General features: G+C 70.7%; 22 protein-coding genes. 13 read left to right on the top strand and 9 right to left on the bottom strand.

Features of this window, described 5'->3' with window-relative positions:
* Positions 1–83: 83 nt before the first annotated feature.
* From ACYVF7_RS45700 to ACYVF7_RS45685, 4 genes are all read left to right on the top strand, one after another.
* A complete protein-coding gene (locus tag ACYVF7_RS45700) occupies positions 84–1,178 on the top strand; it encodes a thiolase C-terminal domain-containing protein (protein WP_460352222.1) in 1,095 nt (364 codons plus the stop codon).
* Between the two features lie 61 nt (positions 1,179–1,239).
* A complete protein-coding gene (locus ACYVF7_RS45695; protein ID WP_460352221.1) occupies positions 1,240–2,394 on the top strand; it encodes a sensor histidine kinase in 1,155 nt (384 codons plus the stop codon).
* 361 nt (positions 2,395–2,755) lie between these two features.
* Positions 2,756–5,047 carry an MMPL family transporter gene (locus ACYVF7_RS45690; RefSeq protein ID WP_460352220.1) on the top strand — a complete coding sequence of 764 codons (2,292 nt, stop codon included), beginning with the start codon at positions 2,756–2,758 and terminating at the stop codon, positions 5,045–5,047.
* A 235-nt stretch (positions 5,048–5,282) separates the two neighbouring features.
* A complete protein-coding gene (locus ACYVF7_RS45685) occupies positions 5,283–5,834 on the top strand; it encodes a ferritin-like domain-containing protein (RefSeq protein WP_460352219.1) in 552 nt (183 codons plus the stop codon).
* 42 nt (positions 5,835–5,876) lie between these two features.
* Here ACYVF7_RS45685 and ACYVF7_RS45680 read toward each other — a convergent pair whose 3' ends face one another.
* Positions 5,877–6,548 carry a TetR/AcrR family transcriptional regulator gene (locus ACYVF7_RS45680; protein WP_460352218.1) on the bottom strand — a complete coding sequence of 224 codons (672 nt, stop codon included), beginning with the start codon at positions 6,546–6,548 and terminating at the stop codon, positions 5,877–5,879.
* Positions 6,549–6,670: 122 nt separating this feature from the next.
* Here ACYVF7_RS45680 and ACYVF7_RS45675 point away from each other — a divergent pair, with 122 nt between their 5' ends.
* Positions 6,671–7,267 carry an HAD family hydrolase gene (locus tag ACYVF7_RS45675; protein ID WP_460352217.1) on the top strand — a complete coding sequence of 199 codons (597 nt, stop codon included), beginning with the start codon at positions 6,671–6,673 and terminating at the stop codon, positions 7,265–7,267.
* An 11-nt stretch (positions 7,268–7,278) separates the two neighbouring features.
* Here the strand turns inward: ACYVF7_RS45675 and ACYVF7_RS45670 are convergent, their stop codons facing one another.
* The 3 genes from ACYVF7_RS45670 to ACYVF7_RS45660 form a co-directional block, all read right to left on the bottom strand.
* A complete protein-coding gene (locus tag ACYVF7_RS45670; RefSeq protein ID WP_460352216.1) occupies positions 7,279–8,229 on the bottom strand; it encodes a hypothetical protein in 951 nt (316 codons plus the stop codon).
* Positions 8,230–8,314: 85 nt separating this feature from the next.
* Positions 8,315–8,875, bottom strand: a complete 561-nt coding sequence (locus ACYVF7_RS45665) for a hypothetical protein (protein WP_460352215.1) — start codon at positions 8,873–8,875, stop codon at positions 8,315–8,317.
* Between the two features lie 464 nt (positions 8,876–9,339).
* Positions 9,340–9,504, bottom strand: coding sequence for a hypothetical protein (locus ACYVF7_RS45660; RefSeq protein ID WP_460352214.1), 165 nt, complete (start codon positions 9,502–9,504; stop codon positions 9,340–9,342).
* A 658-nt stretch (positions 9,505–10,162) separates the two neighbouring features.
* Between ACYVF7_RS45660 and ACYVF7_RS45655 the strand changes: the two genes are divergently transcribed.
* On the top strand, positions 10,163–10,477 hold the full coding sequence (locus ACYVF7_RS45655) for a hypothetical protein (protein ID WP_460352213.1): 315 nt from the start codon (positions 10,163–10,165) through the stop codon (positions 10,475–10,477).
* Positions 10,478–10,713: 236 nt separating this feature from the next.
* Entirely contained in the window at positions 10,714–12,024 is a 1,311-nt protein-coding gene (locus ACYVF7_RS45650; RefSeq protein ID WP_460352212.1) for a Vgb family protein, read from the top strand.
* Between the two features lie 87 nt (positions 12,025–12,111).
* On the opposite strand, the gene ACYVF7_RS45645 is transcribed toward ACYVF7_RS45650, so the two are convergent.
* From ACYVF7_RS45645 to ACYVF7_RS45635, 3 genes are all read right to left on the bottom strand, one after another.
* Complete coding sequence (locus ACYVF7_RS45645) at positions 12,112–13,083, bottom strand: hypothetical protein (protein ID WP_460352211.1); 972 nt, start codon at positions 13,081–13,083, stop codon at positions 12,112–12,114.
* 14 nt (positions 13,084–13,097) lie between these two features.
* Positions 13,098–13,634, bottom strand: a complete 537-nt coding sequence (locus ACYVF7_RS45640; protein WP_460352210.1) for a hypothetical protein — start codon at positions 13,632–13,634, stop codon at positions 13,098–13,100.
* A gap of 195 nt (positions 13,635–13,829) precedes the next feature.
* Positions 13,830–14,246 (bottom strand): TIGR03668 family PPOX class F420-dependent oxidoreductase, encoded by a 417-nt coding sequence (locus ACYVF7_RS45635; RefSeq protein WP_460352209.1) that lies wholly within the window; start codon positions 14,244–14,246, stop codon positions 13,830–13,832.
* Positions 14,247–14,493: 247 nt separating this feature from the next.
* Here ACYVF7_RS45635 and ACYVF7_RS45630 point away from each other — a divergent pair, with 247 nt between their 5' ends.
* The 6 genes from ACYVF7_RS45630 (at position 14,494) to ACYVF7_RS45605 (ending at position 21,589) form a co-directional block, all read left to right on the top strand.
* Positions 14,494–15,804 carry an ABC transporter substrate-binding protein gene (locus tag ACYVF7_RS45630; RefSeq protein ID WP_460352208.1) on the top strand — a complete coding sequence of 437 codons (1,311 nt, stop codon included), beginning with the start codon at positions 14,494–14,496 and terminating at the stop codon, positions 15,802–15,804.
* Between the two features lie 87 nt (positions 15,805–15,891).
* Positions 15,892–16,857, top strand: a complete 966-nt coding sequence (locus tag ACYVF7_RS45625) for a carbohydrate ABC transporter permease (protein WP_460352207.1) — start codon at positions 15,892–15,894, stop codon at positions 16,855–16,857.
* A complete protein-coding gene (locus ACYVF7_RS45620; RefSeq protein ID WP_460352206.1) occupies positions 16,854–17,729 on the top strand; it encodes a carbohydrate ABC transporter permease in 876 nt (291 codons plus the stop codon). The genes ACYVF7_RS45625 and ACYVF7_RS45620 overlap by 4 nt, the downstream gene beginning before the upstream one ends.
* Positions 17,726–19,153 carry a GH1 family beta-glucosidase gene (locus ACYVF7_RS45615; protein WP_460352205.1) on the top strand — a complete coding sequence of 476 codons (1,428 nt, stop codon included), beginning with the start codon at positions 17,726–17,728 and terminating at the stop codon, positions 19,151–19,153. Before ACYVF7_RS45620 ends, ACYVF7_RS45615 begins: the two co-directional genes overlap by 4 nt.
* 88 nt (positions 19,154–19,241) lie before the next feature.
* On the top strand, positions 19,242–20,276 hold the full coding sequence (locus ACYVF7_RS45610; RefSeq protein WP_460352204.1) for a LacI family DNA-binding transcriptional regulator: 1,035 nt from the start codon (positions 19,242–19,244) through the stop codon (positions 20,274–20,276).
* A 41-nt stretch (positions 20,277–20,317) separates the two neighbouring features.
* Complete coding sequence (locus ACYVF7_RS45605) at positions 20,318–21,589, top strand: protein kinase domain-containing protein (protein WP_460352203.1); 1,272 nt, start codon at positions 20,318–20,320, stop codon at positions 21,587–21,589.
* 25 nt (positions 21,590–21,614) lie between these two features.
* On the opposite strand, the gene ACYVF7_RS45600 is transcribed toward ACYVF7_RS45605, so the two are convergent.
* Together ACYVF7_RS45600 and ACYVF7_RS45595 are read right to left on the bottom strand one after the other, a co-directional pair.
* Positions 21,615–23,036, bottom strand: a complete 1,422-nt coding sequence (locus tag ACYVF7_RS45600) for a pyridoxal phosphate-dependent decarboxylase family protein (protein WP_460352202.1) — start codon at positions 23,034–23,036, stop codon at positions 21,615–21,617.
* Between the two features lie 81 nt (positions 23,037–23,117).
* A complete protein-coding gene (locus ACYVF7_RS45595; RefSeq protein ID WP_460352201.1) occupies positions 23,118–23,618 on the bottom strand; it encodes an NUDIX domain-containing protein in 501 nt (166 codons plus the stop codon).
* Positions 23,619–23,685: the final 67 nt, after the last annotated feature.

Raw genomic sequence — 23,685 nt, 5'->3', positions numbered from 1 at the left:
GTATGCCCTGACAAGATCGTCAACGTGGGCCATAGGGGATGTCAGGCTGCCGAACAAGCGCTTGTCTATGACACACTGACGCGATGCAGGGGTTCTCCGGGAAGGCGGCGATCGCCGGAGTCGGCATGACGGACCTGTCGCGGCGGTCGGACCGGACCGAGCTGCAGCTCGCGGTCCAGGCCTCCCGCCAGGCGATCGAGGAGGCCGGACAGCGACCGGACGCGATCCTCAGCTACCACCTCGGCGACTCCGCCCCGGTGATCCACGTGGCCCGAGAGCTGGGCATCGACCTCGGCTGGCACAACGAGATCTACGGCGGCGGCACGCAGTCCGCCTCGATCCTGGGTGACGCCGCCATGCTCATCGACGCGGGCCTGGCCCGCACCGTCCTCGTCTACCGCGCCCTCAACGGCCGGTCCGGGCGGCGGATGAACACCCTCTCCCTGAAACTGGGGGAGGGCGTCGAGGAGCAGTTCACCCACCCGTACGGCCTCGCGGGACCGGTGCCGCAGTTCGCGCTTGCCGCCCAGCGGTACCTGCACGACACCGGCCTGACCGAGAAGGACCTGTGCGCGGTCGTGCGCAGCTCCCGTACGCACGCGGCCGCCAACCCGCGGGCGCTGCGCCGCGAACAGGAGGACTACTGGACGAGCCCGCCGGTGGCCTCGCCGCTGCGCCGCGCCGACTGCTGCCAGGAGACCGACGGCGCCTGCGCCCTCGTCATCACCGCCGCCGACCGCGCGCCGGGCGCACCGCGCGTCCACGCCGTCGTCCGCGGCGGGGGACCGGGCGCCTCGGCGATGGACAAGACCGACGACGTGACGAGGATCTTCTCCTCCCACGTCGCCGGCCCGCTCTACGCGGCCGCGGGCATGACGCCGGCCGACATCGACGTGGCCCTGCTCTACGACGCGTACTCCTGGCTGGTCCCCCGGCAACTGGAGGACTTCGGGCTGTGCGCCCGGTCCGACCTGGCCGAGACGCTGCACCACGGCCTCGGCACCGTCAACCCGCACGGCGGACTGCTCTCGGAGGGCTACGTCCACGGCCTCAACAACGTCGCCGAGGCGGTGCGCCAGCTACGCGGCGACGGAGTGAACCAGGTCGCCGGCGCCGAGGTCGCCCTCTGCACCGGCTTCGGCGGCTCCTACGGCAGCGCCGCCGTCCTGGTGCGCTGACGTTCCTCGTCAGGGGGCCAGCACCATATCCAGGGGCGGTCGGGCGGCGTACGGTTCGCGCATGCGCCTGTCCCGTGCCGTGCTGATCGACGTGATCCTGACGATCGGCGAGGTGATCGGCCTGTGCATCACCGTGTCGGTGGCGCACGAGCCCCGTTCGAGGCCGGTGGACCTCGGGGCGTACCTCATGGCCGCGCTGATCGCGCTGCCGATCCCGCTGCACCGGCGGTGGCCGCTCGGCGTCCTCCTCGCCTCCTCCGCCCTGCTCTTCGTCTACTACTCGACCAACTATCCGGGGTTCTCTCCGGCGTACGCGCTGTCGGTCCAGCTGTACTTCGCCGCCCTGGCCGGGAAGTGGCGCTGGGGGACCGGCATCACGGTGTTCTACCTGATCGCCGGGTACGTCGTGACCCTGGGGCTCAAGGACGAGTCGGTGATGCAGACGCTCAGCGACACCCTGCCGCAGGTCACCCTGCTGGCCGGGACCATCCTCTTCGGCGAGTACGTGCGCAGCCGCCGTGAGCTGGCCGCCGAGACCCGGGAGCGGCTGCGGCAGGCCGAGGAGAGCCAGGAGCGGGAGGCGGCCCGGCGCGTCGCGGAGGAACGCCTGCGGATCGCCCGGGAGCTGCACGACACGATCGCGCACAGCATGGGCACGATCACCGTGCAGGCCGGCAGCGCCCTGCACCTGCTCGGCGACGGGGACGACGGATCCCGGGCCGCGCTGTCGGCGATCCGGACGACGGGCAAGGCGGCCCTGGCCGAGATCCGCGCGACCCTGGGCATGCTCCGCGACGGTGCCGGCGCGGTGCCTCTCGCCGAGCACGGTCTCGCCCGGCTGCCCGCCCTGTTCGAGGCCATGCGCGCGGCCGGCCTCACGGTCGACGCCCACTTCAGCGGCAGCGGGACGCTGGCCGCCGAGACCGACCACGCCGCGTACCGCATCGTCCAGGAGTCGCTGACGAACGTGCTGCGCCATGCCGGACCGTTGGCCGCGGCGCGGGTCACGCTGACGTACGGCGACCGTGAGCTCCTCGTCGAGGTCACCGACGACGGCGCGGGGCCGTCGGAGGGCATGTGCGCCGGCAACGGGCTCAACGGCATGCGCGAGCGCGCCGAGGCGGCGGGCGGTACGTTCGCCACGCGGAGGGGGCCGGCCGGAGGCTTCACGGTGTCCGCCCGCCTCCCGGCCTTGGAGGCGTCAGCGGGCGCCTGACCACGGCTCCTTCCGGTGTCCCGCCCGCCTTCCAGCTTTGGAGGCGTCAGCGGGCGCCTGACCGCGGCTCCGGGCCCGGCTCCTTCCGGTGTCCGCCCGCCTCCCGGCTCTGGAAGCGGCCGCGGACGCCTGGCCGGTCGGCGTCGGCCCCTACCGGCCCCTACCGGCCCCTACCGGCTCCGGACCATGCGGTCGCCGGACCCTGCTCCGCACGGCGGACGGCGGGGGCGGACGCTACCGACTCCGCCGTACGCCCGGGGGAGTACGACCGCCTTCGCAGTGTCATCGCCGGACGGACGCGCCGCCATACGGTTCGCCGTCACTCTCGGGACGCCATTAAAACGTTTACGAGGTGATCCCCATGTACGACGGACCGCTCGCGCGGCTGGCCCGTTTCTGTTACCGCCGGAGGCGCCTGGTCCTGCTGGCCTGGATCGTCGGCGCCGCGGCCGTCCTCGCCGTCGGTTTCAGCTTCGCCGCGGCGGCCGACAACGACTTCTCCGGAGGCAAGGCCGAGTCATCCCAGGCCCAGGATCTGATCAAGAAGCACTTCCCGACCCAGGAAGGCGACACGCTCACCCTCGCCATCCGCGCCGACGGCGGGATCGACGCCGTACGGCCCCAGGTGGAGAAGGTGCTCGGAGAACTCGCCCACGCCCCGCACGTCACATCAGTGAGCTCGCCGTACGCGGCACCCGGTCAGGTGTCGCCGGACCGCCGGACGGCGTTCGCCCCGGTCCAGCTCGACAAGGGGTCCGACGACGTGCCGAAGCAGGCCGTCACGGCGATGATCTCCGACGTGCGCGAGGGGTCCGGGGACGGGCTGACGCTCGCCCTCGGCGGCAGCGCGGTGGTGAGCGCCGAGACGCCCGGGGGCGGGCCGACCGAAGGAATAGGCCTGCTCGCCGCCGTCATCGTGCTGCTCATCGCGTTCGGGTCGCTGCTGGCGATGGGCCTGCCGATCGTGACCGCGGTCTTCGGCATCGGCACCGGCCTGGCCGGCATCGAACTGCTCGGCCACGTTCTGCCGGCCCCGGGTTTCAGCCCGATCGTCGCGGGCCTCATCGGCCTCGGCGTCGGCGTGGACTACGCGCTGTTCATCGTCACCCGCTACCGCGAGGCGCTGCACGGGGACGACCCCGAAGCGCATGCCGCCGACCCCGAGGAGGCGACGGTCGTCGCGATCGCGACGGCCGGGCGGTCGGTGCTGTTCGCGGGCACGACCGTGGTCGTCGCGCTCCTGGGCCTGTTCGTCATGGGGCAGCGGCTGCTGAACGCCGTCGCCGTCGCCGCGTCCCTCACCGTCCTCATGACGATGATCACCGCGGTCACACTGCTGCCCGCGCTGCTCGGCTTCACGGGCCGGAACATCGACCGGTTCGGCCTGCCGTTCCTCGCCCGCCGACGGCGGCGGCGCCCGCTGTCCGAGCGGTGGGCCGGCGTGATCCAGCGGCGGCCGGTGACCGCGGTCGTGGTCTCGGCGGCCGCGCTGCTGGTGATCGCCGTGCCGGCGCTGTCGATGCGGCTGAGCTTCACCGACTCCAGCACCCAGCCCCACGACACGAGCGCCTACGCCTCGCACCGCATCCTCGCCGACGGGTTCGGCGCCGGATACGACGCGCCGCTGATCGTCGTGACCCGCCTGCCCGGGGACGTACAGCCCGTGGCGGACACCGTCCGGAACACCCCGGGCGTCGCCTCGGTCACCCCCGTCCGGACCAGCCAGGACGGCGCCACCGCCATGTTCGTCGCGTACCCGAGGACCGGGCTGCAGGACGCCGCGACGCCCAAGCTCGTCCACACGCTGCGCGCGGCCATGGCGGCGCGGCACGACGCGGGCGGCCCGCGCGTCTACGTCGGCGGGCCCAGCGCCGCCACCATCGACTTCGCGGACGCGGTGATCTCCCGGCTCCCGTGGCTGATCGCGGTCGTCGTCGGCCTGTCGCTGATCCTGCTCCTGGTGCTGGTCCGGTCGGTGGCCATCGCCCTCAAGGCGGCACTGATGAACCTGGTGTCCATCGGAGCGGCGTACGGCGTGCTCACGGCCGTCGTCCAGTGGGGATGGCTGGGGCACCAGCTGGGCTTCCCGACGGGCATGCCGGTGACCTCGTGGGTGCCGCTGTTCATGTTCCCGATCCTGTTCGGGCTGTCGATGGACTACGAGGTGTTCCTCATCTCGCGGGTCCGCGAGGAGTACGACCGGGGCGCGGCGACGCGCGAGGCCGTCACCCGCGGCCTCGCCCGTACGGCCCGGGTGATCACCGCCGCGGCGGCCATCATGGTGTGCGTGTTCCTGGCGGTGCTCCTCGGCGCGGACATCGCGGTCAAGCAGATGGGCCTCGGGCTCGGCGTGGCCGTGCTCATCGACGCGACCGTGGTCCGGATGGTGCTGGTCCCGGCCATCATGGAGCTCCTCGGCAAGGCCAACTGGTGGCTGCCCGCCCCGCTCGCCCGCCTGCTGCCGAACGCCGAGCCGCCGCGCCGGCCCGGACCGCCCCCGTACGCGTCGAGTAGCGCGCATCGGCCCGGGCCATCCTCGCGCGCGTCGAGTGGTTTTGACTCACATTTCGTGGCGGTCGCGGTAACGGTCGCCCGGGCCCCGGGCAAGGCTGCATGTGTTCCCGAAGGCCTTTGCTCTGCTTACGCCGAGTAGGCGGTGGACCGTGCCAGATGTGTACTCAGGGTAAGCAGAGCAAAGGGCCATGGGAGGCGGGGCGGTGAGCGGACGGGTTCGCCTGGTCCGGAGCCGTTCACTCACGAAAATCGAGCCAGAACCGTCGAGTAGCGCGCGCCTGCCCGGGCCACCCTCGTACGCGTCGAGTGGTGCGCGGCGGCCGGTGTAGACCGTGTGCGCTGAGGTAGGTCAGGGGAAGGAGGTAACGACACCCATGGCCGAATTCCTGACCGACATCAAGACCATCCGCGAGCGCGCCAAGACCGAGATCGACAAGGGGCCGGTCACCGACGCGTACGGCGCCGATCTCCACCGCGTCATCCAGGTCTGCAACGAGGCCCTCGCCACCGAGATCGTGTGCGTGCTGCGGTACAAACGGCACTTCTTCACCGCCACGGGGATCCACGCCGAGGCGGTCGCCCAGGAGTTCCAGGAGCACGCGGCGGAGGAGCAGTCGCACGCCGACATGCTGGCCGAACGCATCGTCCAGCTCGGCGGCGAACCGGACTTCGACCCGGACACGCTCGCGACCCGCGCGCACGCGGAGTACGCCGGCAGCCTCGACCTGGTCGAAATGATCAAGGAGGACCTGGTCGCGGAACGCGTCGCGATCATGTCCTACACCGAGATCGTCCAGTGGCTCGGGGACGACGACCCGACGACCAAGCGGATCTTCGAGACGATCCTCGCCCAGGAGGAGGAGCACGCCGACGACCTGCGGGGCCTGCTCGAACGTCTCCCGGAGGAGCTGAACAAGCTGAACTGACCACGCCCGCGGGCGCCCCGACCCGGGGCGCCCGGGAGCGGTTCAGCGGTGCAGTGAGATGCCGTCGAACAGGACCTTGATGTAGTGGTCGGCGAGGCCGTCGGCGTCCAGCCGGCCCTCCGGCTGGAACCATCGGACGGTCACCCAGATCGTGTCGCGGATCATCCGGTAGGTGAGCTTCGGCTCGATGTCCTCACGGAACAGCCCGGTCTCCTGCCCCCGCTTGATCTGCTCGACCCACAGGCGCTCGGTGTCGGCCTCGGCCTTGGCGAGGTAGTCGAACCGCTCGAACTGCTTGAGGTAGTTCCAGTCGTTCTGCAGGACCATGATCGCCGCGCGGTGCGGGACGAGCGTGCCGAAGCAGATGCGCACCAGGTCGGACAGGACCTCACGTGGGTCGCCACCCCTGGCGAGGGCCGCCTGGTTGGCGGCGGCCAGCTCGTCGAAGAAGGACGTGAGGATCTCATCCACGATCGACTCCTTGGAGTCGAAGTGGTGGTAGAGGCTTCCGGACAGGATGCCGGCCTCGTCGGCGATGTTGCGGACCGTCGTGGCCTGGTATCCCTTTTGGGCGAACAGCTCCGCCGCGAGCTTCACGAGATGCTCACGGCGCTCGGAGGCGAGCGTCGACGAGCCCTTGGCGCGGCGGCGGGCGCCCCCCGTGGTGCGGGCTTCGGCCCGCTGCCGTCCGTTGTCCTTGCTCGTGGTCGTCACCCCCTCATTATGACGTGCCCACCCAACCGCTTGTTCAACTGTCCGATTCCCGTGCGGTCCGTCTGGGTTGAGCAGGCTAGGCTCGCGTCACCGCCTGGCCGTCGCTGGAGGAGAGGACCCGCATGCCGTCCGCGATCGTATTCGACCTGTTCGGCGTCATCGCGCTGCCTCAGACGCCCGAGGCCAAGCGCCGTATCGAACGGATCGCCGGCGTCCGGCCCGAGGTCCTCTGGGACGCCTACTGGGCGCTCCGCAAGCCGTACGACGCGGGACAGACCAGCGCGGAGTACTGGGCGGCGGTCGGCGACCGGATGGGCGTGCGGTACGCCCCGGACACGATCGACGCGCTGACCGAGGCCGACCTGGCGAGCTGGACGGACACCGACCCGGCCATGGTCGCCCTCGTCGGCGAGCTCGCCGGCCGGGGGTACCGCCTCGGCCTGCTGTCGAACATCATCGCCGACCTGGTCCCGATGTTCGAGAAGAAGCACGGCGCGTGGCTCGCGCACTTCGACGCACGGACGTACTCCTGCGCCATCGGGGTGGCCAAGCCCGACCACCGCGCCTTCGAGATCGCGGCCGGAAGCCTCGGCGTCACCCCGGCCGACTGCCTGTTCATCGACGACACCGAGGTCAACGTCGTGGCCGCCCGCGAGGTCGGCATGCGCGCCGAGGTCTTCCGCTCCGCCGAGCAGGTACGCGGGCTCCTCACCGCGTAGCGACGCCGCGATCATCCGGTCCGAGAGGGCCGGTGGCCGGGGACGCGTGCACGGGCGCGGAGGCGGCGCAGGCGGACGAGAAGAAGGATCAGTGCGGCGGTCAGGAATCCGGCGAGCGCGACGGCCGGTCTCAGGAAGCGGGCGACGAACGACGGCGGTACGCCCGGTGTGCCGGCCTTCTTCGCGAAGGTGACGGTGCCGGTCGCCGTGTGCTCGATCCGGCCGCTTCGCAGGGTGAGGCGGAACGTCCACGGTCCGTCCGGCAGGTCCGCGCCCAGGGGCACGGCGATCCGTCCCCGATCGCCGGGCGCCAGGGTCGTGCCGCGGGGGACCGGGAGGGGGCCGGCGCGCAGGCAGCCGGGGCCGGCCGCCAGGGACAGCCACCCGCCGAGGTCGATGGCGCGCCGGCCGGTGTTGGAGACGGTCGCCACCACCGTCCGCCGCCCGTCTCGGGTCCGCCGTGACCGTACGTCGCCGATCGTGAAGTCCGACGGCGGTTCGCCGCCCGGGCCGACGTCGAGATAGGCGCGTATCCCGACCCGGTTGACCAAGGCGATGTTCGCCTCACGGCTCCGGGTGACGGAGGACACCTGGGCCCAGATGACGGCGTACCGCTCGCCTTTCGTCGCCCACGGCGGCACGGCGACGGTGGCCGTGACCGGTTCGCCGGAGTGCGCCCTCAGGCCGAGCCGGGAACGGTCGAGCGTGATCCACGAGCTCAGCTCGTTACCGGTGGCGCCCGGCGCGAAGGTGAAGCGGTGGCCGCTGATTCCGGCGGCGGCGGCGTAGAGCGTCACCCGCTGGAGCGTTCGTGAGGTGTTGTCGACCCGCAGGCGCCGGGTGAACGTCGTGCCGGGGCTGACGTGGTCGACGATGAAGAGGCGCGCTCGTGGATCGTCCGCCCGGTCGGACGGAGTGCCGACGAGGCTGACGCCGATGGCGCCCTCGTCCGCGGGACGCACGTGCCTCCTGACGGCGTGCGCGGTCGCCGGCGCGGCGCCGAACAGGTGAAGGGCGAGGAGCGCTGCTGCGGAGGGCCAACGCGGCTCAGACAACGGACTGGCTCACCGTGCCGGAGTAGGTGCCCACGGCCGCCCCGGCAGGGACGTTGACCACGATGGTGGGCTTCCAGGTGGCGGAGTTGTCTCCCGCTCCGGCCGTCTTGCTGAACGCGGTCCGGGACACGTTCAGCGACTGCGCGGCCGCCGCGTTGGCCTGCCCGGGAACGAAGGTTCCGTTTCCGGTGGTGGCGGTGGCGGATCCGGACCAGTACAGGACGGCGGTGTTGGCGACGGTGTTGGCGCCGAAGGTGAAGTTCGTGGCCGTCACGCTCGCCGTCCACGTGGCGGTGAGCTGGGCCCGCTGATCCGTGACCGTGGTGGCGCCGAGTGCCCTGCTGATCTGGGTGCTCGGCGCGCCACTCCCGAGGCTGACCGGGCTGGCGGGCACGCTGATGGTCAGCCCGCCGGGCGCCGTCACCGCGACGGTCGTCGTGGTGGGGCACGCGGTCGGCGACGTGCAGGTGCCGGCGTGCGCGGGCAGGGCGACGAGCATCGCGACCACCACGGCGGCACTCGCCGACGGAATGCCGAGGCGGTTTCTGGGCAACTGTCGATCTCCTCCACCGAAACAATCCGCCTGGCGCGGGCGCTTGCGTGAGCCTATCCTGCTCGGCGGCCGGAATTTGAAAACCATTCGAGTAAATGTCCAGTAATTCGTCGATCGGGGCCTGGATGGCCCCGGATGATCGCTGCCTTTGGCTGATTGGTCCGATATGCCGTCGGCCGGGGACCTGGCACAGTCGGTCGATGATGCCGGATCAGACTGTTTCTTTAAACGGCATTTGCGGTCCACGGGAGCGATTGGAGAACACGGTTCTGTCTTGGTGTCTAAGCTGCCATTGGTTTCCTTCGTGCACCGTGGATGCGCGTATGCGGCGCTCACGAGAACTTTTCGAGGACCGGGATGAGGAAGAGCCACGGACGCGGTCCATCGCTGATCGCGTGGATCGCGCTGGTTCTCGGCGCGGGCGCTCCGGCCGCCGCCTCCCCGGTGCCGGCACCGGACCACTCTCATGCGCCGCGGCCCTGGCGGTCGCCGACGGCCTGGTGCCCTCCGACGACGCCCGCGTCGACGCGGACCGACGGGATGAGCCGGTCGGGTCGGTCCGCCGCCGGCTCGCCGGCGTCCGATGGCCGGACCGACACGTCGTCGCCGTCCGCGAACCCGGCGGTCACACCGCGGGAATCCGCGGCGAGCGACTCACCCGACCCGGCAGCGTCCAGCGACCCGCCGCAGGCCGGCCCGGCCGGTCGGTCATCGTCCGATCTCCTCGAGCCTGAGCCGGGCGAACGCGCCGGGCCCGGTCCTTCGCCAGCCGCTGCGCGAGCGGTCTGGCGCCGGATCGCCGGCCGCCGGCCGGTCCGCCTCACGTGCCGGCCAGCACCGGCGGGCCTCGCATGCCGGACGGCGCCGACGGTCCACCACCATCACCTCGGCGACATCCAGGCTCCACCATCGGTCCGTCCGGGACGCGGGAGCGGCGCGGGATCGAAGGTCCGTCACACACCGGCAACGTCGCCCTCGGACCCCGGCCGGCCGACTGGCGCTGCCCGCCCGGCGGCACCGCCCTGCGCCCGCCGATCTCGGGACGACCGGGCGGTTCGCCCTGCGCCCCGGTCGAGCCCGCCTCATCCCAGGCGGCCCGCCCGGGGCGCGACCCGACCGCTCGTGCGCGGCCGACGGCTCCCGCGCGGCGCGCCGGTCGATGGTCGCGGCACTCGCGAACACGTTGACGATCACCGTCCCTGCCACGGCGAGCCTGGGCAGCGGACTTCCCGGCGGCACGGTCAGCGCCTCCATGGGCACGGTGACCGTGGCCGACGGCCGGCCGGGGTGGCTGGCTGGACGGCGACCGTTTCGTCCACGAACCTCACGACCGGTGGCGGCACGACGGCCGAGACCATCACGAACGGCAACATCGCGTACTGGTCCGGACCGGCCACGGCTTTCACGGGAGCCGGCGCCCGTACCCCGGGTCAGAACACCGCGGCACAGCGAGTGCCGCTGTCCACGACGGTGACCGCGTTCTCGGCGTCCAAGGCGGCGGGCACCAGTAGCACGAGCTGGGCACCGACGCTCGTCGTCACCGTTCCGTCATCGGCCGTCGCGGGCACCTACACCGCCACGGTCTCCCATTCGGTCGCCTGACGGCCCGCGTCGGGATCCGGCGGATACTCGGTGGAGTCGCCTGGCAGCGTTACCGACCGAAAATCCATTTTCGCCACCACGGTTCCTGGCTTGTAACGACGCGGAATTCTTCCACGGAAACCGCCCTGCTTTGTGTCGATCCGGCCCGCTGAATTGACCGACTCATGACCAGGCGTGAATGTAGACCATGGCGGCATTGGGAGATATCTGGATCGCCGGGTCGGGCGGGACTCGCAGTGCCGTTCGGCCCGGGGCCGTCAGGGCGTACATCTGATGCCGAGTCGACTCGCGGCGGTCCAACGTCGCGACCCTTCACATCGTTCAATCGCATCCCGGCGGCCTGTCCGCATTATTTCCTGCTCTTCGGTGGAAGGGATGTCATGCGTTACCGCATTCGACCATTCAGATACCTGTTCGCGGCTATGGCGCTGGCGCTGGGGATAAGCGCACTTGTGCCCGCGGCGTCCGCCGCCCCGCCCAGTCAGCGTCCCCTACCTCCGCACGTGAAGCTGTGCCTCAAGCTGAAGCGCATGCCGCAGCACCGGCATATCCGGTGTCACTACCCTCCCGCGCGCCCGGCCGGCGGGGGCGCGCCGGCACAGGCTCTGAAGGCACTGCAGGCTCAACGGGCATTCCAGGCCCCAAAGACGCTGCAGGCTCGAAAGACACCGACGATCAGTGAGATATCCATACCGACCAGCCCGGCGACGCCCATCGGCATCACCACCGGCCCGGACGACAACCTGTGGTTCACCGAGAACTACGCGAACAAGATCGGAAAGCTCACCACCGGCGGTCTGTTCACCGAGTACTCACTGCCCACCACCGATGCGGGGCCGACCGACATCACCGTTGGTTCGGACGGTGCCCTGTGGTTCACCGAAGCCAATGCCAACCAGGTCGGGAAGATAACGACCTCCGGGACGATCACCGAGTACTCCGTGCCGACCAGCGGCGCCTACCCGTGGGGCATCACCGCCGGGCCGGACGACAACCTGTGGTTGACCGAGCTCGAGGGCAACAAGATCGCGAAGCTGACGACCTCCGGGATCTTCACCGAGTACTCCGTGCCGACCAGCGGCGCCTACCCGCTGGGCATCACTTCGGGTCCGGACGGCGCTCTGTGGTTCACCGAGGCCCTCACCAGCGGAGTCGCCCAGATCACCACCTCCGGGTCGGTAACCGAATACACCGCCCCCAGCACCGGAGCGATGCCTATCGAGATAACCACCGGTTCGGACGGAAACCTGTGGTACACCGATGGCAACGGAAAGGTCAGTTCCGTCACCACCGGCGGATCGTTCACCGAGTACCCGCTGAGCGACCCGAACAGCTTCCCGTGGGGCATCACCGCCGGCCCGGACAACAACCTGTGGTTCGTGGAGCAGGTCGCGAATAACCTCGCCAGCGTCACCACGTCGGGGACGATCAGCGAGTACGCGGTCCCGACCAGCCTCTCCGGGCCGTTCGACGTCACGGTCGGACCGGACAGCAACCTCTGGTTCACCGAGGACTACGTCGACAAGATCGCCAAAGCGGTGCTGTGAAAACGGGCCTGCCGGCAGCCGCTCGCGCGATGCCGGCCCCTCACGTCCGGTGGGACCGTGGCTCGCCCCGCCGGAGAGCCGGCGGCCTCACCTTCTCCTCGACCGCCGGCGAAGCAGGAACAGTGGCACGCCGCCCACGACGATGACGAGGCCGGCGATCGCCGGGACCGCGTACGCGGACTCCGAGCTCAGCGTGATCGCCGTGCCGGTGCCCTTCTCCGGGAACGTGACGGTGGCCGATACCGTCCGGCTGACCATGCCGCTCTGCAGTGTCAGCCGTGCCTTCCACGGGCCGTTCGGTATCCGCCTGTCCAGCACCACCATCACCGGCGCGGTGTCTCCGGGACGCAGCGTGACGCCGAGCGTGGCGGCGTACGGACCGGCCCGGAGGCCGCCGGGGCCGTCGGACAGCCAGAGCGTTCCGCTCACGTCGAGCGCTCGGCCGCCGGTGTTGTGGACCTGGGCGACGAGCCGCGGCCGGCCGTCCTCGGCGCGGGCCGGGGTCAGCTTCTCGATGCGCAGGTCCGACGGCGGCTCGCCGCCCGGGCCGATGTCGAGGTAGATGGGGATCCCCACCCGGTGGACGACGCCGACGTTGTGCCTGGCGTCGGGCCGGGCCGTGACCTGCGCCCAGATCACGGCGTACCGCTCGCCCTGTGACGCCTTCGCCGGTACCCGGATCGTGACGCGCGCGGTCCTCTTGCCGAACGCCGGCAAGGTCACCGTGGGCTGGTCGAGCGAGGTCCAGGTCGTCAGCTCGTTCGGAGTGCGATCGGGGGTGATCGTGAACTTGTGATGCGCGATCGTGGCGGCCGCGGAGTACAACTGGACGTGCAGCGCCTTCCGGAAGGTGCTGGAGAGCTCCACCCGCCGTTTGATGGTGGTGCCGGGGGCGAGATGGTCGACGATGCCGGTGCGCGCACGCGGGTCGTGACGCCGGGCCACGGGGGCCTCGGCCAGCCGGATGCCGAAGCCCCCGGAGCCCTTCCCGCCCGCGACCGCGTCTGCCTGGAGTGCCATGCTGACCGTGCTCTGGGACAGCGCGGTCAGCAGCGTCACGGCGGCAAGCTTGATCAACCCGCGACCACCGAGTGGGTCACCGTTCCGGTGTAGGTGGCGACGTGGGCGGTGACGGGCACGTTGACCACCAGGGTGGGAATCCAGTTGGCGGTGTTGCCCCCGGTGCCGCCGGTGTGGCTGTAGGCGGTGAAACCGGTCGAGCTCAGCGGCCCCGCCGTTCCCGCGGTGAACGTTCCGTCACCGGTCGTCGTGGCCGTATTCGGGGTGTACGTCACATTCCCGGCTGGAATGGTGCCCGTGCCGGTGCTGGGAGAGAAATCCGTGGAGGATACCGTGGCCGTCCACGGCGCGGGGTTGAGGCCGCGCGTGTCGGTGACGGTGACGCCGTTGACGCCACCTCCGCTGAAGTTCCCCGTGATGGTTCCGCCGGGTGTGCCGTTGCCCAGGGAGACGGCCGCCGGTGCCGAGATCGTGAGAGTTCCGGTGGTGACACCGAAGGTCACGGTCGTGTCGGCCGCGTCCGCCGCTTGCGGCATGGCGGCGATCGCCAGGGCGATCGCGCCACCAACTGCGTACCCAATGCGATGCATGTGTCCCCCTATATGCGGCATGAAAGGCGTTCCGGTCGCGGTCATGCGACGCGTTCTATCGATGTCGCCATTGCGGCTTACGGGAGATCACCTTAAATAATTGACTAAACGGCTGGAGCAAAGCCCGATTATGAGGGCTGCAAATTCCGGAACTAGAATTCCGAGGTTACCGTGATTTCCGCCGCATTATTGTGATCAGGAGGCGGACCAGCCGGTCCAGCGGTGGACCGTCATGGCGATGACCGGGCCCTCGGGGGCATGCGCGCGGTACTGGCGGTAGCGCTCGCGGAGCAGGGCGACCGGCCCGGCCATGGCGGCCGGGTCCTCGACGATCTCGGCGGTGGCGTCGGCGCGGACCCACCACAGGCGGGACCACTCGTCCTCGTAGTGGTCGGCCAGTACGGCGACGCGAGGGTCGGCCTGGATGTTGCGCAACCGCTTGAGATCACGGGTGCGCTTCGGCTTGGCGTCGACGGCGGAGTAGATCGTGTCGCCCTCGACCGCGAACGTCACGACGACCAGATGCGGACGCCCTTCCTCGTCCACCGTGGCCAGCCGTACGGCCCGCGCGGACGCGAAACGGGCGCGCGCGATCTGCTCCGGAAGCCTCATCCTCCGAGGTTGCCACGGGTGTCGGCCGTCCGGCGTCAGGCGGTGGGCCGGGAACGCGCCGTGTCGCGGGCCGGAGAAGGCGCTGTGACGCCCGCGTAACGAATGTGTTGCGGGCTATTGACACTCACCATGACTCCCGGATTCGCTTCGTGGGAGCGCTCCCACACACCACCGGGCTCACCGAGGAGCCCGGGCAGAACCCCGCCTATGTGAGACGACCTGAGAGGGGTCCGTCATGAGGGTCAACATGCGTCACGGGCGAGTCGGCGCCCTGGCGATCGTGCTGTCCGCCGCGCTCGCGGCGGCGACGGCATGCTCGGGGGACGACGGCAAGAGCGATTCCAACAGCGCGAACGAGAAGATCACGCTGACGGTCGACGACTTCGGCACGTTCGGCTACCAGGACCTTTACAAGCAGTTCATGGCCCAGCACCCGAACATCAAGGTCACCGAACGCAACGTCCCGAAGCTCGACGACTACACCCCGCGGCTCCAGCAGTGGATCGCGGCCGGCGCCGGGGCCGGCGACGTGGTGGCGATCGAAGAGGGCATCATGGTCAAGTTCAAGGCCCAGCCCGACAAGTTCGTCGACCTCAAGCAGTACGGCGCGAGCTCGCTGCAGGGCAACTTCCTGCCGTGGAAGTGGCAGGGAGGTATGAGCCCCGACGGGTCCAAGCTGATCGGCCTCGGCACGGACGTCGGCAGCATGGCGCTGTGCTACCGCAAGGACCTGTTCAAGAAGGCGGGCCTGCCCGACGACCGTGACGCGGTCACCAAGCTGTGGCCGACCTGGGACGACTTCATCAAGGTCGGCCAGAAGTACACGTCCAAGGCCGGCGGCAAGTCGAAGTTCATCGACAGCCCCGAGACGTACTACAACACGATCCTCATGCAGGAGGCCGGCAAGGGCTCCAACCAGACGTACTTCGACCAGAGCAACAAGTTCGTCATGGAGTCGAACCCGGCCGTCAAGGCGGCGTTCGACGAGACCGTGAAGATGTCCCAGGCGGGCCTCGCCAACGGCGTGCAGTTCCTGTCCGACCCGTGGAGCCAGGCGCTGAAGAAGGACGCCTTCGCGACCGCGCCCTGCCCGGCCTGGATGCTCGGGCTCATCAAGCAGTTCGGCGGTGACGGGCAGCAGGGCAAGTGGGACGTCGCCGGCGTGCCGGGCGGCGGCGGCAACTGGGGCGGCTCCTGGCTGGCCGTGCCCACGCAGAGCAAGCACCCGAAGGAGGCCGCCGAGCTGGTTCAGTTCCTGACCAGCGCGCAGGGCCAGATCGGCGCGTTCAAGGCGGCCAACAACCTGCCGTCCTCACTGCAGGCACTGAACGACCCGGCGGTCAAGGCGTTCAACAACCCGTACTTCAACAACGCCCCGGTCGGCCAGATCTACGGGTCGACCGCGACCAGCCTCAAGCCGGTGTACCTCGGCGCCGACAACCAGGATGTCCGGACGGCCGTCGAGGCGGACCTGCGCGCGGTCGCCCAGGGCAAGCTCTCGGCGGGCTCCGCCTGGAGCAAGGCCGTGTCCGACGCCAAGAAGGCCTCGGGCAGCTGAGATCGGCGGGCGGCGCCGGTCTTCCCCAGGACGTCGACCGGCGCCGCCCGTCTCCACGCTCGCCCGTCTCCGTGAAAGGACCTCGGAATGGCTGTCGACCTGCGGCCCACCCCGGTCGCCTCGCGCGCCGCGCCGCCGGGGCGGGGCGCTTGGCGTGCCCGGCTCTCGCGACTGGACCTGAAGGTCTCGCCCTACCTGTACATCTCGCCGTTCTACCTGCTCTTTCTGCTGTTCGGGCTGTTCCCGCTCGGCTACACGTTCTGGGTCTCCCTGCACCGCTGGGAGATCATCGGCGGCCACAAGTACGTGGGCCTGCGGAACTACTCCCGGCTCCTGTCCGACGACCAGTTCTGGAACGCCGTCGTCAACACCTTCGGCATGTTCGTCATCGCGACCGTGCCGCAGCTGCTGCTCGCGCTCTGGCTGGCCAACGCGCTGAACCGGCGGCTGCGCGTCCAGACGCTGTTCCGGATGGGCGTGCTGCTGCCACTCGTCACGTCGGTCGCGGCGGTCGCGATCGTGTTCACCCAGATCTACGGCCGCGACTACGGCATGGCCAACTGGATCCTGCACTTCTTCGGCATCCACAAGATCGACTGGCAGGCGAACCGCTGGGCCGCCTGGGTCGCCGTCTCGACCATGGTCGACTGGCGCTGGACCGGGTACAACGCGCTCATCTTCCTCGCCGGCATGCAGGCGATCCCGCGCGACCTGTACGAGGCGGCGGCGATCGACGGCGCGTCACGGCGGCAGCAGTTCTGGCGGATCACGGTGCCGCTGCTGCGCCCCACGGTCCTCTTCGTGTCGGTCATCTCCACCATCGGGGGCCTGCAACTGTTCACCGAGCCGCTGCTGTTCAACTTCGGGTACATGAACGGCGGCTCGCTGCGTCAGTCGCAGACGGTGACGATGTACATGTTCGAGAACGCCTTCAACCGGTTCCAGTACGGCTACGGCTCCGCCGTCGCCTGGATGCTCTTCCTGATGATCCTCGTGTTCTCTCTCGTCAATTTCCTGCTGATCCGCCGTTTCGCCGGAGGTGGTGAGAAGTGAAGGAGGCAATCCTCCGGCGTTCCCGGAAGGCCGTCGCGGGCTCCGCGCGTCTCTGGGACGCCAGCCCGCTGACGTACGTCGTGCTCATCTTCGCGATCGTCCTGTCGGCGTTCCCGCTGTACTGGATGTTCGTCGTCGCCACACGGACCAACGCCGTCGTCGGCGCGGTGCCGCCGCCGTTCATCGCCGGTCAGCACCTCGGCGACAACCTGCGCCGCCTGTTCGACAACGAGCAGGCCCACTTCGCCAAGGCGCTGGTGAACTCCGCGGTCGCCTCGGCCGTCGTCGCCACCTCGACCGTGTTCTTCGCGTCGCTGGCCGGCTTCGCCTTCGCCAAGCTGCGCTTCCGGGGCCGCAACGCGCTGCTGCTCATCATCGTCGCCACGATGATGGTGCCGGTGCAGATGGGCCTCATCCCGCTGTACATGGTGATGGTGCACCTGCACTGGACCGGCAAGCTCCAGGCGGTGATCGTCCCCTTCCTCGTCACCGGCTTCGGCGTGTTCATGATGCGGCAGTACGCCTCGCAGGCCATCCCCGACGAGCTCATCGAGGCGGCCCGCGTCGACGGCGCGTCGACGTTCCGGATCTTCTGGAGCGTGGTGCTGCCCGTGCTGCGCCCCGCCGCCTCCGTGCTGGCGCTGTTCACCTTCATGTCGACCTGGAACGAGTTCATCTGGCCGCGGGCCGTGCTGAATCCGGACAACCCGACGGTGCAGTACTCGCTGGCGCTGCTGAACAGCGCCTACTTCAACGACTACACGCTGATGTTCACCGGCACCCTCGTCGCGACCATCCCGCTGTTCGTCGTCTTCGTCGTGTTCGGCCGCCAGATCATCGGCGGAATCATGGAAGGGGCCGTGAAAGCATGACGATCCAGAAATCACGGGCGGAGACCGAGATCAAATTCCCGACGGACTTCGTCTGGGGCGCGGCCACGGCGGCGTACCAGATCGAGGGCGCCGTCGCCGAGGACGGGCGCGGCCCGTCGATCTGGGACACCTTCGCCCACACACCCGGGAACGTCCTCGGCGGGGACACCGGCGACGTCGCGACCGACCACTACCACCGGTTCCGCGAGGACGTCGCGCTGATGGCCTCCCTCGGGCTGACGGCGTACCGCTTCTCGATCTCCTGGTCGCGCGTACTGCCCGACGGCGCCGGGCCGGCCAACGCCAAGGGCCTGGACTTCTACCGGCGGCTCGTCGACACCCTCCTCGAGGCGGGCGTCCAGCCGTGGCCGACCCTCTACCACTGGGACCTGCCGCAGGCCCTCGAGGACGCCGGAGGCTGGCCCGCGCGGGACACGGCGTACCGGTTCGCCGAGTACGCCCAGCTCGTGTGCGACGCCATCGGCGACCGCGTCGTCAACTGGACGACGATCAACGAGCCGTGGTGCGCCGCCTTCCTCGGGTACGCGTCCGGCGACCACGCGCCGGGCCGCCGCGACTCGGAGGCCTCCCTCCGCGCCGCCCATCACCTGCTGCTCGGCCACGGCCTCGCGGCGCGGGCCCTGCGCGGCGAGGGACGGAACGTCGGAGCGTCGGTCAACCTGTACGCCGTGTCGCCGGCGAGCGACGCGCCCGAGGACGTCGACGCCGCCCGGCGCATCGACGGGCTGCAGAACCGCTTCTTCCTCGACGCGCTGCTGCACGGCCGGTACCCCGAGGACGTCCTCGCCGACGTGGACCGGTTCGACCTGGGCATCCAGGACGGCGACCTGGACCTCATCGGAGGGTCGGTCGACCAGCTCGGCATCAACTACTACAACCGCTTCTTCGTCACCGGCCAGGAGGGCGCCGCACCCGCGATCACCTCGCCGTTCGCCCAGGCGTCGCCGTGGCCGGGCAGCGAGCACGTCGGCTTCGTCCAGGTCGGCCGGCCGGTCACCGCGATGGGCTGGGAGATCGACGAATCCGGGCTCGCCGAGGTCCTCACGCGCGTCGCGGAGGAGTACCCGTCCGTCCCGCTGTACGTCACCGAGAACGGCGCCGCGTTCGACGACGTCGTCGCGGACGGCGAGAACGGCGAGGGTCCCCACGTCGACGACCCCGACCGCGTCGCGTACATCGACGCGCACCTGCGCGCCTGCCACACGGTGATCAGCGCCGGTGTCCCGCTGCGCGGCTATTTCGCCTGGTCGCTGATGGACAACTTCGAGTGGGGCTGGGGCTACGCCAAGCGGTTCGGGCTCGTCTACGTCGACTTCCTGAGCCAGGCGCGGATCCCCAAGACCAGCGCCCAGTGGTACTCCTCGGTCATCGGGCAGGGCGGGCTCGGCACAATGAGCAGGTGAGCACTGTCGACCGAGCAACGCGACGCCCGCCCTCCCGGGCACTCCCGCCGGACGTGAAGGCGGCCCTCCCGCCGCGGCGGGAGGACACGTGACGAGCGGGCCGCGACCGACCCTGGAAGCCGTCGCGGCGCTCGCCGGCGTCGGCCGTGGCACCGTCTCCCGGGTCATCAACGGCTCGCCGAAGGTCAGCCCGGAGGCGCGCGAGGCCGTGCTGCGGGCCATCGACGAGCTCGGGTACGTCCCCAACCGTGCGGCGCGCGCCCTGGTCACGCGCCGTACGGACACGGTCGCGCTGTTCGTGTCGGAGTCGGAGGAGCGCGTCTTCGGCGAGCCGTACTTCGCCGGGATCATCCGGGGGATCAGCGCCGGACTCGCCGACACCGGGCTGCAACTGCTGCTGGTCATCGCCCAGTCGGAGGACGAGCACGCGCGGTTCGAGCGCTACCTCACCGGCCAGCACGTCGACGGGGTCCTGCTGATCTCGCTGCACGGCGGCGACCCGCTGCCACGCCACCTCGAGGAGAACGGCGTGCCGACCGTGCTCGGCGGCCGGCCCGTCGGCGTGGACCCCGTGAGCTGCGTGGACGCCGACAACCGGGGCGGCGCCCGCCAGGCCGTCGAGCACCTCATCGGCCTGGGGCGCCGCCGGATCGGCACCATCACCGGTCCACAGGACATGCAGGTGGGCGTCGACCGTCTCGACGGGTACCACGACGCCCTCGCCGCGGCCGGGCTCACCGGCCCCGTCGCGCACGGCGACTTCAGCGAGGAGTCCGGGGAGCGGGGGATGCGCGAGCTCCTCGACCGCGCCCCGGACCTCGACGCCGTCTTCGCGGCGTCGGACCCGATGGCGGTCGGGGCGATGCGGGTGCTCAAGGAGCGTGGGATCCACATCCCCCGGGAGGTCGCGGTCGCGGGGTTCGACGACTCCTCGACCGCGCGGCACAGCGACCCGTCCCTGACCTCGGTGCACCAGCCGCTCGAGGCGATGGGCCGGGAGATGGCGCGACTGCTCGTCGCCCGCATCCGCGGCGAGGAGATCGAGCACCCGGTCGTCATCCTGGACACCCATCTGGTGGCCCGCGAATCCTCCCTCGGCGGCGCGAAATCCGGGGCACACTAGAAAGCTCGTGCGGATCACGAGATTTGGGGAAAACTGCGTTGATGCAGTCGCTTCTAGCCGACCGGTACCGCCTCCGCGAGCGGATCGGCCGTGGTGGCATGGCATCCGTCTGGCTGGCGCGGGACGAGGTCCTCGTCCGGCAGGTCGCGGTCAAGCTGATCGACCCGGAGCTGGCGCGTGACCCGGAGTTCCGCAGGAGGTTCCGGGACGAGGCCCGCTCCGCCGCGGCGCTGTCCCACCCGCACATCGTCACCGTGCACGACTACGGCGAGTCCGACGGCACCCCGTACATCGTCATGGAGCTGCTGACCGGCTCCACCCTCGCCGACGTGCACCCCGTGTCCGACGTCGAGCGGGTCGTCGGCCAGATCGCCTCGGCGCTGGCCGCCGCGCACGAGGCGCGCATCGTCCACCGTGACATCAAGCCCACGAACATCTTCCTCACGTCGTCGGGGGTGAAGGTCCTCGACTTCGGCATCGCCGGCGACGCGCGGATGGGGACGCCCGACTACCTCCCGCCCGAGAACGACCTGTCGCCGTCCGCCGACGTGTACTCCCTCGGGATCGTGTGGTTCGAGGCGGCGAAGGGCCGCCGGCCCAGGCCGGGGGAGACCCTCGGCGGCCTGCAGGCCCGCTGCGTCGCCCGGTCCGCGGCGGAACGACCGGCCGCCGCCGAGATCGCCCGGGAGCTGGGAGCGGGCGACGAGACCGCCGTCGACCCCGACGCCGTCACGCCGAGGCGACTCCCGCACCCGATCACGCGGGTCCTCACCGCGCCAGCGGTCCGCCGGCGCCGGGTGCCCCTGGCCGCCGGGGCCGCCGCCGTGCTGACGGCGGTGGTGATCGCCGCGGTGCTGAGCGCCGGCCACGGCGGCCGGAAGACCGCGCTGAGCTCGCCGTCCGGAGTGAGGGCGTCCTCCTCCTCGTCCGGGCCCGCCACCCCCATCGCCACACCCGAGAGCCGGTCCGCGCAATCGGCCACGGGCACTCGCGCGGCCACCCCGCCGCCTCCCGCCACCACCCGGCCGGTCCGGGCCCGCACGGCGCCGACGCCCGCGGGAACGGTCGACGCGCTGACCCGGATGCGCCGCACCGTGGACGAAGGCATGGCGGTCCGGGAGGTCCGCGCCGACGTGGCCGTCGACCTCGACAACGTCATCACCAACCTGACGAACGAAGTGGCCGCCGGCCAGCGCGTCGACCTGCGGCAGCGGGTCACCGACCTCCGGCAGAAGATCCTCACCCGGCTCAGCGAGGGCGGCCTGACCAAGAGCCGCGCCGACACGCTCCTCCGCGAGCTGCCCCAGGTGTGAGCGCCGCTTGGTAAGCGGGCGAGCCTCACCCGGCGAGTCGTGAGCCGATCTCCCGGACGATCGAGACGAGCAACTCGACGTCGGCCTCCGTGGTCCGCCAGTTCACGATCGCCGGTCGCAGGGCGGTCATGCCCCGGTACACCGTCGTGCCGGCGAACACCCGGCCGTCGGCGAGCAGCTCCGCGCCGAGGCGGGCGTTCAGCTCGTCGAGGTCCTCGACGCCCGGCCGCCGATACCGGAAGCAGACCACGCAGAGCCGGACCGGCGCGAGCAGCTCCAGATCCGGAGCCTCCTCGACCAACCGGCCGAGATGCCCGGCGAGGTCGAGATGGCGTTCCACCATCGCCCGGTACCCCTCCCGGCCGTACGCCCGAAGCGTCGCCCAGATCGGCAGCGCCCGCGCGCGGCGCGAGGAGTCCGGGCCGAGGAACTGATAATTGACGTGGTCGTCGCCGTCTCCCGGCAGGTACGGCGCGTCCCACGCCCCGAATGCCCGCCCGAGCAGCGCGGCGTCCCGTACGAACGCGAAGCCGCTCTCGTACGGGACGTTCAGCCACTTGTGCCCGTCGCTGATCACCGAGTCGGCCCGTTCGATCCCGTCGACCAGGTGCCGGGTCCGCGGCGACACCGCCGCGAACAGCCCGAACGCGCCGTCCACGTGCAGCCAGGCGCCGTGTCGCTCGGCGAGCTCGGCCATCTCGTCGACCGGGTCGAAGTCACCGGTGTTGACCTCGCCCGCGTTCGCCACGATCACCGCCGGGCCGTCGGTCTCCGCGAGGGCCCGGTCCAGCGCCGAGAGGTCGACCCGCCCGGCGTCGTCCCGGGCGAACCTGCGGACGGTGTCGCGTCCGAGGCCGAGCATCTGCAGGGCCTTGCGGGTGCTGACGTGGACGTACCCGCTGGAGAACACCGGCATCGGCGGCAGCCCGGCCAGGCCGTCGACGGTCACGTCCACGCCGTGCCGCTCCGCCCACCAGAACCGCGCCGCCGACAGCGCCGTGAAGTTCGCGGAGGTCGCGCTCGTCGTGAGCACTCCGCCGTACGACTCCGGCAGCCCGAACAGGTCCTTCAGCCACCCCAGCGCCACCGTCTCGGCGTGCGTGCCGAACGGCGACGCCGCCCAGTTGCCGGGGTTCTGGTCGAGCAGGGAGGCGATCCAGTCGCCGGCCAGCGCGGCCGGAGTGGCGCCGCCCACGACGAAGTGGAAGAAGCGCGGCCCGGCGGAGTGCGTGGCCGCCCGCGTGCCCGTCCGCAGCAGCCGCGCGACGCCGGGCAGCGTGCCGTCGCCGTGCTCGGGCAGCGGCCCACCCAGTTCGCCGAGGAGCTCCCCGGCCTCCGGGTCGCTCACCGGCCGCGTCGTCAGGGACTCGAGGTACGGCGCGGCGGCCTCCGCCACCAGATCGAGGGCCTTACCGGTCAGGTCACGCTCGTGAATGGGGTCCGCCATGGGAGGAGCAGATCACGCGCCTCGCCCTGCGGTCGATGGCCAATCGCCCGAATCGGCCTTCCTCGAGCCGGCGGGCGCACGCTACAGCGGGGAGCCTCCGTCGTGGAGTCCGAGCAGGGCGTAGCCGGCCATCGTGCAGCCGTCGACGATCTCCCCGTCGCGGATCATCCGCTCGAGGTCCGCGCGGGAGACCCAGCGGTGGGTCATCCCCTGCTCCTCCGGGTCGCGGTCGGCGGCCTCACCCTGCGTCAGGCCGGTGGCGAGGAAGGCGTCACAGCGCTGGTTGGTGAACCCCGGCCCGATCGCGAAGGAGCCGATCCGCTCCAGTTTCGCCGCGCGCAGGCCCGTCTCCTGGACGAGCTCCGCGCGGGCGAGCTCCTCGCTGCTCGTCTCGCGGTCGTCCGGCCAGGTGCCCTGCGGGAACTCCAGCGACCGGCGCGAGAGCGTGTAACGGAACTGCTCGACGAGGTGGAAGCCGTCGTTCTCCATCGGGATGATCAGCGCCGCCGTGGGCTTGTCGACGACGCCGTAGATGCCGGGGGAGCCGTCCGGATGCCGGATGTCGTCCTCCCGGACGGTCATCCACCGGTTCCGGTAGACCACGCGACTGGAGATCTGAATCACCTGGGCAGCTTCTCACATCTACGCT

The sequence above is a fragment of the Actinoallomurus acanthiterrae genome, assembly GCF_054775715.1.
This window is presented reverse-complemented; position numbering and strand designations above follow the sequence as displayed.